The 12,534-nt window shown below is 41.6% G+C and carries 13 protein-coding genes and 1 pseudogene; 7 read left to right on the top strand and 7 right to left on the bottom strand.

Annotation, left to right across the window (positions count from 1 at the left end; all coding sequences use genetic code 11):
- Positions 1-30: 30 nt before the first annotated feature.
- The 7 genes and pseudogenes from E4O07_RS09530 to E4O07_RS09505 all read left to right on the top strand — a co-directional run bounded on the left by E4O07_RS09530 (position 31) and on the right by E4O07_RS09505 (position 5,144).
- On the top strand, positions 31-291 hold the full coding sequence (locus E4O07_RS09530) for a type II toxin-antitoxin system RelB/DinJ family antitoxin (protein WP_044901942.1): 261 nt from the start codon (positions 31-33) through the stop codon (positions 289-291).
- Positions 288-419 (top strand): hypothetical protein, encoded by a 132-nt coding sequence (locus E4O07_RS13415; protein WP_256487853.1) that lies wholly within the window; start codon positions 288-290, stop codon positions 417-419. Before E4O07_RS09530 ends, E4O07_RS13415 begins: the two co-directional genes overlap by 4 nt.
- Positions 420-512: 93 nt before the next feature.
- Entirely contained in the window at positions 513-1,136 is a 624-nt protein-coding gene (locus tag E4O07_RS09525) for a hypothetical protein (protein WP_253685212.1), read from the top strand.
- A gap of 203 nt (positions 1,137-1,339) precedes the next feature.
- Positions 1,340-2,054, top strand: a pseudogene (locus E4O07_RS09520) (hypothetical protein).
- An 83-nt stretch (positions 2,055-2,137) separates the two neighbouring features.
- Positions 2,138-2,977, top strand: a complete 840-nt coding sequence (locus E4O07_RS09515; protein WP_253685210.1) for a hypothetical protein — start codon at positions 2,138-2,140, stop codon at positions 2,975-2,977.
- The gene (locus E4O07_RS09510; protein WP_253685208.1) at positions 2,974-4,089 is read left to right on the top strand and encodes a formylglycine-generating enzyme family protein; all 1,116 of its coding nucleotides are present in this window, start codon (positions 2,974-2,976) and stop codon (positions 4,087-4,089) included. The genes E4O07_RS09515 and E4O07_RS09510 overlap by 4 nt, the downstream gene beginning before the upstream one ends.
- Positions 4,090-4,466: 377 nt before the next feature.
- Positions 4,467-5,144 (top strand): metallophosphoesterase family protein, encoded by a 678-nt coding sequence (locus tag E4O07_RS09505; RefSeq protein ID WP_253685206.1) that lies wholly within the window; start codon positions 4,467-4,469, stop codon positions 5,142-5,144.
- Positions 5,145-5,190: 46 nt separating this feature from the next.
- Here the strand turns inward: E4O07_RS09505 and rsmG are convergent, their stop codons facing one another.
- The 7 genes from rsmG to E4O07_RS09470 form a co-directional block, all read right to left on the bottom strand.
- Positions 5,191-5,904, bottom strand: a complete 714-nt coding sequence (gene rsmG / locus E4O07_RS09500; protein WP_253685204.1) for a 16S rRNA (guanine(527)-N(7))-methyltransferase RsmG — start codon at positions 5,902-5,904, stop codon at positions 5,191-5,193.
- An 18-nt stretch (positions 5,905-5,922) separates the two neighbouring features.
- Complete coding sequence (locus E4O07_RS09495; RefSeq protein WP_253685202.1) at positions 5,923-7,296, bottom strand: aldehyde dehydrogenase; 1,374 nt, start codon at positions 7,294-7,296, stop codon at positions 5,923-5,925.
- A 134-nt stretch (positions 7,297-7,430) separates the two neighbouring features.
- Entirely contained in the window at positions 7,431-8,780 is a 1,350-nt protein-coding gene (locus E4O07_RS09490) for a TDE2508 family outer membrane beta-barrel protein (RefSeq protein WP_253685200.1), read from the bottom strand.
- Between the two features lie 95 nt (positions 8,781-8,875).
- Positions 8,876-9,871 (bottom strand): radical SAM protein, encoded by a 996-nt coding sequence (locus E4O07_RS09485; RefSeq protein WP_253685199.1) that lies wholly within the window; start codon positions 9,869-9,871, stop codon positions 8,876-8,878.
- A 34-nt stretch (positions 9,872-9,905) separates the two neighbouring features.
- Positions 9,906-10,289 carry a hypothetical protein gene (locus tag E4O07_RS09480; RefSeq protein WP_253685198.1) on the bottom strand — a complete coding sequence of 128 codons (384 nt, stop codon included), beginning with the start codon at positions 10,287-10,289 and terminating at the stop codon, positions 9,906-9,908.
- A gap of 10 nt (positions 10,290-10,299) precedes the next feature.
- On the bottom strand, positions 10,300-11,316 hold the full coding sequence (tsaD, locus tag E4O07_RS09475) for a tRNA (adenosine(37)-N6)-threonylcarbamoyltransferase complex transferase subunit TsaD (RefSeq protein ID WP_253677184.1): 1,017 nt from the start codon (positions 11,314-11,316) through the stop codon (positions 10,300-10,302).
- A gap of 30 nt (positions 11,317-11,346) precedes the next feature.
- Positions 11,347-12,501 carry a divergent polysaccharide deacetylase family protein gene (locus E4O07_RS09470; RefSeq protein ID WP_253685197.1) on the bottom strand — a complete coding sequence of 385 codons (1,155 nt, stop codon included), beginning with the start codon at positions 12,499-12,501 and terminating at the stop codon, positions 11,347-11,349.
- Positions 12,502-12,534: the final 33 nt, after the last annotated feature.

Genomic DNA, 12,534 nt, shown 5'->3' with positions numbered 1-12,534 from the left:
ATTTATAATATACAAAAAGGAGTTACTACTATGGCACAGACAAACATAAATATCCGCATAGATGAGGACTTAAAAAACCAGTTTGAAGCTTTTTGTTCCGATATTGGAATGACAATGACAACAGCATTTTGCGTGTTTGCAAAAGCGGCGGTTAGGAAACAAAAAATACCGTTTGAAATATCAACAGATCCATTCTACAGTGAAAGTAACATGGCTCACTTACGCCGCGGAATTGAAGCTCTGAACGCCGGAAAATGGGTAGAACATGAGCTTATCGAGGCGGGCGAATGAAAAAAATATCTATAGATGAATTTATTTACCGAATTAAAAGGCTGCCCCATTTGGGGACAGCCGACAGTTCATTCGGCCCTTGTGTTATCGGTTATTTTAAATTGGTTTTGAACCATTCAAACGGTTGATATTTGTGTGGAAACGTGTTACACTATACCGTAATGAAAGACAAATACCCCGCCGGCAGTTAAATTAAAAATTAACTTTGGCAGGAGGAACTTATGACAAAGTTTAAAACAAACAAAAACAAGAAGAAGGCAAAAGCCTTCACAGTTAAGGGAGCTGCGGCGCTCATCATAGCCGCAATATTGGCAGCCGCGCTGCTCGTAATAATGTTTAGGAAACTTTCTTCTTTTTTGCTTGATAAGAATCATTCCGGCCTTTTATGTACAAAGCTTTTCCGCTCATCTATAGTAAAATCCGCCTTTGCCGATATTCCCCATACCTTTTGCACGATGACCGAAACATTCCTCATCTATTTTTTTATTTTGCTGTATGCCCGCTCTTATTGCGGTATTGAAGATACGGTATATACTTATCATATCGGTACCGGCATTACATCCAGTACCGAAATATCAAGCCTCGACCGCTGGGAAAAAGCCTGTACCGCCGCTTCCGTTTTTACCGTGATTTTTTCTTATCTTGAAGAACACCCCCTAAACATTCCTCGTTCCGCTGAGTTAATTACTGCTTTGGAAGGTCTATGCCGTAATCACGCCCGCATGAACATCCGCCATCTGGAACGTGTTATCCCCTCCCTCCAAGCCGAAGCCTACGCAATCCTCTGCGATTACTGGGGCGAAGACTATGTAAAACAAATTGAAAAAAGCATGAAGGATGAATAGACTAAGGGGTTAAATTAAAAAAAACGCCAAGGCCGCAAAGCGTTGAGCTTCGCTCAACTTCGCAAAGAGAAAATTAAAGAATATCTTAACAAAGCTACCCTCAAATTCCTTTGCGCTCTCTGCGGGCGTTGTGGTTAAATAAAAAACTGCCCTTACAAAATTGCCGAAGTTGTGGTATAATACAATCAAGAGAGGGCATAGTTATGAGTACGTCAAACAGAAGATATAAAGACTCAGTGTTTGTCGATTTGTTCAGTGAAGACAAAAAAGCGAAAGAAAATTTCTTATCTCTTTACAACGCTTTGCACGGTACGAACCTTCCGCTTTCGTCTCCGGTAGAAAATATAAGACTCGATAATGTTATGTATATGAACATAATCAATGATGTTTCCTGCCTCGTCGATGGTAAAATAATTGTGCTTGCAGAACATCAATCCACTATAAACGAGAATATGCCCAGTCAGGGAATATACTTCCGTGTACATTCCTTGACTTCGAGTTTTGAGCAAAGCTCAAAACATCGTGACGCTAAAACCTCCGCCATCCGTGGCGGTACTAAAATGACTTTTGCAAATAGACGAGGTAGATACAAGGCACAAACAAAAAACACCCGCAGGCGTGCTTTTTGCACGTCGAGGACTGTTTTTTGCGAAGGAACGCAGTAGATACCCGTATATTTGCAAAAGAGAGGTAATCAATATGCTGGTAGCCGAATATGATTATGATACAGACATTGCAGTACAAAGAGAAGAAAGCCTAAAAATTGGCATACAACAAGGAATTGAACAAGGCTTTTCTGACGGTACATACCAAAAAGCTATTGAAACGGCAAAGCTGATGCGTATGCATAATTACCCGATTGCCGAAATTTGTACAATATCGGGTCTTTCCAAAGAAGAAGTAGAAGCGATTAATTAATTGGTAATTTCTAATGGGTAATGTGTAATTATGCCGAATTTTTGATTTGACAATTTTTTCATTTATGTGCTATAATATACTTTATGGAGAAAAATTATCGGAAGCTAGGTGTATTGATTCTCATTTTTTTGGGGCTGGTAGGTGCGGGAACACTTGCGGTGTATCAAAAACTAAAAGTCCCTTTGGGACAGCCTGCTAAAGCACAGGCGGAGCTTTCTAAAACGGAAACTGCCGAGCTTGAAAAGCCTAAACAAGAGACCGAAAACACGGAACCTAAAAAAGAACTTAAAAAGGAAGAACCTAAAAGGGTTGTACCTATAAAAACGCCTAGGAAGGAAGTACCTAAAAAGGCGGAACCCAAAAAAATAGAACCTAAAAAAGCCTCTAAGGAAAAAGAGAGTGAGGTTTCGGCTGACCATGTTCAACCGGCTGAACCGCCTGAAAAACCTTCAATGGGAATCTCCCTTGCCGATAGGGATAAAAAAACTTTTAACTGGTCCTTAGGACTCTTGGCCGAGGCAAATATGAATTCGCCTGAAGCTTGTGCGATGGGGGCGGGGCTTTACACCCTTTTTATGCTTCCTTTAAAACTCAAAATAGGGCACTTATCCTTGGGAGCAAAGGCCCTTTATTCATATGACTTTAAAAAACACCATATTTTTGATGCAGCCCTCTTATTCCGTTGGAATTTTTATGATTTTTCAAAGATAAAAGAACGGGATTCGGGCTTTTTTATCCAATTGGAAGGCGGTGCCGTTTTCGGCCTAAAAGAAAGTGAGCCTTCAAAACTTTTTATGTATGCCCTCGGCGAAGCCGCATTCGGTTACCGCTTTACAATAAATAACTTTTTTATCGAACCCTATCTAAGAGGCGGCTATCCCGTAATCTGGGCGATAGGAATCAGCGGAGGATATAGAATATGAAAAAAATTTTTGCTTTATTTTTGGCGATACTTTTTGTATCGGTTTCTGCTTGTAAAAACCCGTTTTTTAAAAACATGCTGGACAAAGATTCGGGGAGTGAAGGGGCCGGAAATTGGAATTCTCAAAGTTACGATTTTGTTCTTGTCACACCTCCTGCAAACGGCATCGTAGGCGTTGCTCCTAACTATCCCTTACCCTTCTCGTACGATTCTTGGAAAGGTGTATTTATTGCAGGGCGCACGGTAAAACTGAGTCCCTATAAGATCGGCAAAATGGAGGTAACCTATGAGTTATGGTATAGTGTACTCAAATGGAATACTGATAATGGTAAGGGATACGTCTTTGCAAACAAAGGGCTTGAAGGTTGGGACGGCACAGGCGGCGGAGGTTATTATCCTAATTTTACAAACATAGGCAAGCCTCCTACAGCAAACAAAAATCATCCTGTAACAATGGTAAGCTGGCGGGACTGCATAGTATGGTGTAATGCGTATACGGAAATGACGAATGGCACCGATGAGCAATGCATATACCGCAAAAGCAAAACCGACAGTACCGTATTAAAAAACGCAACGGATGGAGCTGCTTGTGATTCAGCCTATGCCGATATGAATAAAAAAGGTTTTAGACTTCCTACGGAAGCTGAATGGGAATATGCAGCCCGCCGGCAAAATGACAACACAAATGCGACAGACTACGGCGAAGGTGGTAGTAATGTATGGCTGACCAAACTAAACAGTGCAAGCGGAGCCAAAGATAAATGGGATACGGCTGAAACAGGAGAGGTTGCATGGTATAATGGTAATTCGGAAAGCAAAACTCATCCTGTAGGAAAAAGGAGAGCGAATGCACTCGGTTTACACGATATGAGCGGGAATGTCTGGGAATGGTGTTTTGATTGGTATAAGGATGACCCTGCATCAAACGATGCTGCTTATATGCAAGGCGGTATTGTTACCGATCCTCAAGGGGCCGCGTCGGGTACTAACCGCGTCATACGCGGCGGCAGCTGGAGCCTCTACGCGGGCGGCTGCACTGTAGGCACGCGGGGCATCGACGGTCCTGACGACAGGTACGGCAATCTTGGCTTCCGGCTGGCTTGGTGCCCTTGAGTTCACACATTTGTGCGTAGGCGGGTAAGCAGTGGAGGGCGCAGCGTAAGCCGCCCGAAGCAGTGAAACCGAACAGGCAAAATGTGTTGTTGGGTGCAGTAAATTTTTGAAAAGAAGAGTGACCTGCACTGTGCCAGCCGCTTTAGCGGCTCGAAAATTTTTTGGCTAAAAACGGTATGGACCTTATAAGGTGCCGCGTCAGCTGGATAGCATCCTAAACCCTACTTATCTCTCCCATATACCATTTCCCCAAAATAATGTATAATGTGCATAATATAAAAATCAAATTGGATTTTTATATTATGCCGTCGAGTTTTTCATAAGTCTTTAAGACTTATGAAAAACATCGCAAACAAATTTAGGAGGGCTTAATACTTATGAAGTTATTGATTATCTCGGATGGGCATGGGGATCTTGAAAAACTAAAAAAAATAAAACCTGTTGCCGATGGGGTTGATGCCCTTATTTTCGGAGGGGACTTTGCTGCTTTTAAAAAGATTGAAACGGGGGCGCCTTTTTTAAACGAGCTTTTAAAGATTCATAAAAATATTTTTGCCGTGTTGGGGAATTGCGATGAACCTGAGTTTGAAAAAAAATTAAAAGATGCCGGTGTTTCGATTACGGGCGAGGTAAAAAATTTTGAAGGGCTCATCCTTGCAGGTTCAGGGGGCGGAAGTAAATTTACAGGAATGACTCCTTACGAAAGAACCGATGAAGAGCTTGTAAAAGATTTAACCGATGCCTTTGAAAAAGCAAATATTACTGAAGCCGATAATTTAGTTTTGGTTTGTCATAATCCTCCGCATGGGGCAAAGGTGGATAAGGTGGCTCCAATGGTGCATGTGGGTTCAAAGGGGATCACGGCTTTAATCGAAAAGCATAAACCTCTTTTGGTTGTGTCTGGTCATATTCACGAGTCCTTTGCAGTCGATAAAATCGGAGAAACTGTTTTGGTAAATCCCGGTGCCTTGATGGAAGGCCGCTATGCCCTTGCCGAAATTACAAAGAAAGAAAAGGGCTTTGAGGTCTCGGTAGAATTAAAAAGCTTGGATTAAGAAAAGAATTTTAGATTAATGAAAAGCCTTAAACTTAAGCTTGAGCTTAAGGCTTTTCTATTATGAGGAGACGGCGCTCCCTGTTCAAAAAAGGAACATGGAGATCTTCTATTTTATAGTTTAGATTTTCTTTTTTAATAAGCTCCATTTCTTCATTGATTTTTTCTTCCGTGGCCTTGTATAAAAACAATTTACCCTTAGGCCTTGCAAGAGAGAGCAGGGTATTTAGAATATGCTTATCCAAGGTGCGGAAGGCCCTGCATGTTACAATATCGAATTTGACTTGCGGAGCTTTTTCGGCTTCGCTTTCGATAATCTCGGTGTTCTTTAATTGGAGAACAGCCTTGACGTTTTCTAAAAAAGTGCAGCGCTTTTGCATCCTTTCAATTAAATTGAAATTTACGCATTGAAGTCCCAATGTTTTAAAAAGAATTGCAAGGGGAATGCCGGGGAAGCCTGCTCCCGTTCCTGCATCGGCTATGTAAAATTCTTTTTGCGGAATCGGGGCTTGACTGTCATGCATAATTTCATCATAAAAAAAACGCCAAGCCGATAGGGAATCCAAAATATGGGAGATAATCAATTCCTTGTCATCCTTGACCTTTACCAAATTAAAGGAGGCATTAAACATTTTAAGCTCCCTCATGTAAAGGCTTAAAAGTTCATGTAATTCGTTAAGAAAGGCTTCGCCTAAGTTCGGCAGGTTTGGGGCGTTTAAGTTTAATTCTTTTAAGCCGTCCAATAAAAGTTTATCTTCCATATCTTAAAACCTCCGGCTCTACATCATCCTGTCGATTATGTTTAATTTTTTTTCGGAATAGGGATGATAGCGGAGCTTAATGTCGATGAGGTTGGATTTTTTTAAGATGCTTTTTGCATTGCTGAAAACCTTAAAACTTTCATCGCCGTGATATTTTCCCATGCCGCTAAAGCCGACTCCTCCGAAGGGAAGATAATCGCTTGCGAGGTGGACGATAGTATCGTTTATGCAGCCGCCTCCGAAGGAAACTTCATTGAGGAATTTTTTTTCGATATTTAAATCGGTTGTAAAAAGATAAGATGCCAAGGGCTTTTCGCGTGACTTAATCAGTTTAATCGCTTCATCCATTGTCTTAAAACTTATCACGGGAAGGATGGGCCCGAAAATTTCTTCCAGCATTATTTTGGAATCGAAGGTGATATTATCCAAAACCGTGGGCTCGATAAATTTTCTGTTTTTTTCTCCCGTGCCGCCTATGATTATTTTTTCACCCTCAATCAAGCCCATAAGGCGGTCAAAATGTTTTTCGTTTACGATGTGGGGAAGGTGCATATCCAAATAGGTTTCCGTGGGAAAGAATTCTTTTAAGGCTGCTTTTAACTCTTCGATAAATTTTTCTTTTACCTCATCTTGAATTAAAAGATAATCGGGCGCTACGCAGGTTTGCCCGGCGTTAAGATATTTTCCGAAGGCTATGCGGCGTGCGGCTACTTTTAGGTTTGCAGATTTTTCGACTATGCAGGGAGACTTTCCGCCGAGCTCCAAGGTTATGGGAGTTACATATTTTGCGGCCGCTTCCATGACGAGCTTACCGACGGTTGTTCCGCCTGTAAAAAAGATGTAGTCAAAACGCTCTTCCAATAGCTTTGAGTTTTCTTCCCGTCCTCCTGTAATTACCGATATATATTCGGGCGGAAAGTTTTCGGATATAATCTTTTTTAAAAGAGCGGAAGTTGCAGGCGAATAGTTTGAAGGTTTTACGACGGCACAGTTTCCTGCGGCAATGGAGCCTACCAATGGAGCGAGGGTTAAGTTTAAAGGATAGTTCCAAGGCGACATGATGAGGACGGTTCCGAAGGGCTCATACATTATCCTGCTTGAGCTTTTAAAATGCGAAATCGAGGTAGGAACCCTTTTAGGCTTCATCCATTTTTTTAAGTGCTTGATGGCAAATTTAAGTTCTCCCCGCACGATGGCAAATTCCGAAAAGAAGCCTTCCATTGTAGTTTTATGTAAATCGGAATAAAGGGCATTTAAAAGTTCTTTTTTATTTTTGTCCAAGACCTCTTGAAGCTTTACTAATTGGGAAAGCCTAAACTCATAGCTTTTTGTTTGATTTGTTTCAAAAAAGTTTCTGCAATTTTTTACAATGCTTTCTATTTCGTTATTCATGACGGGCTCCTTAAACTTGCCGGATTGATTATACTCATAAACCGATTAAAATTCAAGGTTTTATAAAATATAAAAAAAACTGCTAATGCTTTTAGGGCACTAACAGGTTTTATTTAAAGTAGATTTTAATTTTTTTAGAACTTAACCGATACTGCGAAACCTATATTATGAACAACGAGCTTGTTCACTGTGTCTAAAATTGATGTTCCGTCACCTTCAGTTAATTGTGTTTTAAATGTGTTATTAAGTAAATTTTGAATGATGTTCCAGTTTGCGTCCAAGGTTACATTCTCTGTTATAAACCAAGTAAAGCCTGAGCTGGAGGTAAAAGTTCCATCAGAAGTAGCGAATTTTAAGTCATTTGCCGTTACTGTTTTTGTTACCTCGCCTGTTGCTGTATTACGTGTCTGCGTTTTTGTTGATTTCCATTCAAAAGTAGAAGGCTTAAAAGACATGCCGAGGTTAAATCTCAGCTTTGAAATGGGCATATAGGTAAAACCTGCCATTAGAATGGGGCTAAAATTTAATGTGTTTGTGTATTTTCTAGTTCCATTATATGCTTTGCCTGTGTCAGAGTTCAATGTGTAATCATAATTTCTATCAAATGTAAGTGTTGTCTCTAAACCGGCTACTGCTTTGACTGCAAATTTACCTTCAGGCTCATAGGCTATTTGCCATGCAGGTGCAAGTGTAATTTCATTATGCATTCTTCCGTAGGTTGAGGTTGTAGAAGCTGCTGTTGCACCTGTTTTTTTGGGGTATATACGCCAAGAAGTATCTAATTCGGCTATTATAGTCTGGGTTACAGCATCTTTTTTTGAAAAATCATGATAAAACCCTGTCCCTATCATGAGATCATGGTAGCTCGCATCGTTTAAACTTGTGAGTTTTCCGTCTGTAATGGTTTGTGTTTTATCTGCCTCAGAATCAAGACCGATTCTTGGAGAAATCTTAAAGATCTTATTATTTGCGTTTAAGTTTATACCCGCTGTTAAATTAATCTTTAAGTTAAATTTGTTAGCGGTTGTTTTTGTCTTTGTGTCGGAATTCCATGTCTCTTGATTGCCGGCTTTAGGGGTAAAACTTGTGTCAGCCAAGACACCGATATTGCCAAAACCGAAAAGTAACTTACCGGTAGTAGTTTTATTTGCAATTGCCGGGTCTGTTTCTGTGGTTGTTGTGTTTGCTGCCGTTGTCTTACTCCAGCCTGGAATCTTACCTTCAAAGTAGGTGCCTAAATAGAGGGCCTTAAACTGATGGGCAATACCAAGGTTTATGTCTTCATCACCTTCGGCTCCGTAGCCCAAAAAACCGAAGATGTTTTTAGGCTGTACGTTTTGCCATTCATTTACATTCATAAAATCGTCAACATCAGTTCCGAAAAGCCCCTGAGTGCTGTGTGAGGTCATTGATGTTTGAGCGAAAACCATAGATGCAGCAAGAATAAAAGCTGCCAAAACAAATAATTTTTTTTGTGTTTTCATGATAACTCCTGTACCTTAAAATATAATGAGGTTAATTATGACTTAAAATTTAGTATTTGTCAATATATAAGGACCCTTATTCTATATGTATAAAATTAAGTCAAATTTCTCCAATGCCAAAGCGGTTTTGAAAGTTCCGACGAAAAGGTTTGTACCCGGTTAAAATCGGGAAGCCAGTCATCGGAGGCGACAAGCTCTTGGTAAAAGCCTTCATCTATTTTTAGCTTTAAAAGAAGCTCTTTTAAGTCCTCGTCTTCTTCCGGGCTTAGCATTCGGTTTTCAAAGGGCAAAGCGCTTTTTATTCCTCCGATCCTTTTAACCGGAGTGTATTGGGTCATCACCGAGATGAGTGCCCTGCCCCGCAAGTTTTTTGCAAACCATCTTAAGACCGCCCTTGAGTCCGCCATTCGGGATGGGAGGGCGAGGTGACGGACTATTACGCCCGAATATAGTTTTCCGAAGGGGTATTTTTCTTCATCCTTCGTTTCAATTTTTAAGGGGGAGATTTCCGCCATTTTTAAGACGGCCCTTGTTGCCGTTTCGGGATAGTCGGGCGCATAAAAAATTTGAGAAGAGACTTGCGGGTTCAATGTTTTTAAGTCGGGGAGCCAGCCGTCAACGCAGTCCGAAAGAAGGTTTATAGCTTCTTCGGTTTCATAGGCGGAAGAATTCCAAACTACAGGAATTTTTAAGCCCCACAGTTTTGCTTCTTTTAAGCCGCGGGCTATTGCAGGGATTGCGTGGCTTCCCGTAACGATGTTTATGTTTTCGGCTCCCCCTTTTTCAAGTAGAAAACACAAGGAGACAAATTCTTCAAGGCTTACGGCCCTTCCCATGCCTTCTTGGGATATCTGATAGTTTTGGCAAAAGGAACAGCGGAGGTTGCAGCCCGTAACAAAGATTGTCCCTGAGCCTCCGGCTCCAGTGATAGGCGGCTCTTCCCCGAAGTGGAGGCCGGCCCATGCAAGGCGAAGCTCCCTTGTTTCTCGGCAAAAGCCCTTTTCGCCCTTGTTGCGGTTTACCTTGCAATTTTTCGGGCAGAGAGTGCATGAGTCATATTCTTTAAAATCAAAATCTTCAAATGAAAGCATTTTTTAAAATTAGTTTTAAGGGCGGCTCAAAGGTTTATATTTTTTTGCGTTCGACAATTACCGTCATTATCGAATTTAAAAGATCCATGTCTAAACTTTCAGCCTCGGAAGAAATAATTAAATTTATTTGCTCCCAATCTTCTTGCGGAAAGTCCATGTCCTTTTCAAAATTGCCTGCAATAAGAGAAAATATTTTATAGAACCATTCAACTGCTTCTTCTTTTTTTTGCCTTCCTTCAGAATATTCCGAAAGCCAATAATCTGCAAAATCGTTTGCCAAGGCTTTAGCCTGCTTATCGTAAAGAGACACTGCCCTACAAAAGATTTCGGTAAGACGGCTGTCAAACTCGGCTCCGTCCTTATCTTGTTTTTCGGCAAGCCTTATTCCATCCGAATAAAATTTTTCCATTGTATCCATAATCTTTTCCTTAATGACGGCCTTTTTTGCTGAAGCCTTCTACTCTGGCAGAGGCTTCGACGGTAAAGGGCGTTCTGTCGCCGCGTTTTAGGTAATGATAGCCTAGGCCTGCAATCATCGCTGCGTTATCCGTGCAAAATTTAAGAGAAGGGAAGATGCATTTTAATTCCTTGTGCTCTGCAAGTTTTTCCCTCAACAAAGAATTGGCTGCAACGCCTCCGCCTGCGACTATAGTTTTTAAGCCCGTATCTATCGAGGCATCCAAGAGCGGCCTGAGCAAAATCTTCACTGCCCTTGTTTGAAAGGCCGCCGCTATATTCTCAGGAGTTTTTTCAAAATCCTTATTCCAAAATTGGTCTATCTGGTTTATGACGGCGGTTTTTAAACCCGAATAGGAAACATCGTACTTGTGTCCTTCTTTGTGAATTATGGGCATGGGAAAGTTTGCCGCCTTGGGATTTCCGGTTTTGGCGAGCTTGTCGATTACGGCTCCTCCCGGGTAGCCCAAATTATAAAACTTGGCAACCTTGTCAAAGGCCTCTCCCGGCGCATCGTCAATTGTGGTGCCCAGAACTTCGATGTCGTCAAAATTATTTACCTTGCAGATAATCGAGTGTCCGCCCGAAACTAAAAGCCCCAGATAAGGATAGGGTATATCGTGTTCCAGATGGCTTGCATACAGGTGACCCAGCATGTGGTTTACGGCGATAAAGGGCTTACCCGAAGACCACGCAAGGGTCTTTGCAAAGGTAAGTCCGACTAAAAGAGAGCCCATAAGGCCCGGCCTTCCCGTGGCGGCGATTCCGTCTATTTGGTCAAGGCTCAAATCGGCTTCGGCGAGGGCCTGTTTTACAATCGGCAAGATCCACTCGGTATGTTTTCGGCTTGCTATTTCGGGAACGACACCGTTATACATTTTGTGAAACGGAATCTGTGTAGCCACGATATTGCTTAAAATCTTATTTCCGTCTTCGACGACTGCCGCCGCAGTTTCATCGCAAGAACTTTCTATTCCTAATATTTTCATTGTATTATCACTCCCATAATAAAGGGTTATCTAGTTTTTTGATTTTGAAATTGTAGAAAATGTATACCCTTCCCGAGTTAAATCGGAGTACATTTCTTTTAGAAGGGCTGCAAGATCTACAGTAACCACATGGCCTATCATAATCGCTTCTCCTCTTTGTGAAGCAATCTCCAAGCCGTCTATAATCCGTTTTTTCATATAGGCCTTGTCCCGCTTATTGTCAAGAAAGACTGCCCTTTCCCAAGTGTTCATGTTCAGTTTTTTTGCAGTCTGCGGAACGACGCTTTTTGAACTGGTGCGTGAATCCAAAAAGTAGATGTTTTTTTCTTTGCACAATTCAAGGACTGCTTCCATAGCGGTTTCATCAGAGGTAATAAGGGAGCCCTCGTGATTATTCATTCCGGCTATGGGGCCTATTTCTTCTACATTGGAAGCTACAATAGTTTTTATCTCTTCACGGCTCATCCCGGGCTTGACGGCTCCGGGGCCGGGATCGATGTTCGGGTTTATGGCCTGCATGGGCTGATGAAGGATGAGCTCCTTTCCGGCCGCTCTTATTCTTCTTGCTGCTTCCTTTGAGTTGGGCAGCTTAGGCAAAACTGCGATGGTGCATGGGAAGGGCAAATTCAAAAAATGCTGTAACTGCTCCAAGTTATGCCCCGCATCGTCAAACACAAAGATGAGTTTTCCCTTTGAAGGAAGCTCAGGTAAGTCCTGAATAGGATAGGCCGCGGCATCTTCTTCTTTTTCCTGCTCTTTAGGTTTTTCCGTGATTGGGGGATTTTCAGGCTTTTTAGGCCGATTTACCGGGACCGGCTTTTCGGCTTCTTTAGGCTGATTTTTTGCAGCTTCTTTTTCGGTTTCCTTAGGTTTATCTTTTATGGAAGGTTTTTCTGCTGCTTTAGGCCTATCGGGTGCGGACAGTTTCTCCGTTTCTTTAGGCTTATCGGAAATTTTAGCTCCTTGTTCTTTTACCTCTTCCTTGGCAATTTGAGTCTTCCCTGCTTCATCTTTATTTTTTATGGAAGGAATTACAAACAAAAATACGGCAAGCATTATCACGCAGACAGCCAAAAAACCTGCCGCAACTGCGGTATAGTTAATTTTCAACTTTTTTCTTCTTTTTCTTCCTGATTTTTTTGCCGGCTTAGTTGTTTTTCCGGTCTTTGTACTCTTTTTTGCCATAGGTATAGAAGATAAGCATTAAGCGGGCTTTTG

The sequence above is a fragment of the Treponema sp. OMZ 798 genome (genome assembly GCF_024181385.1).
Classification (GTDB): domain Bacteria; phylum Spirochaetota; class Spirochaetia; order Treponematales; family Treponemataceae; genus Treponema_B.
This window is presented reverse-complemented; position numbering and strand designations above follow the sequence as displayed.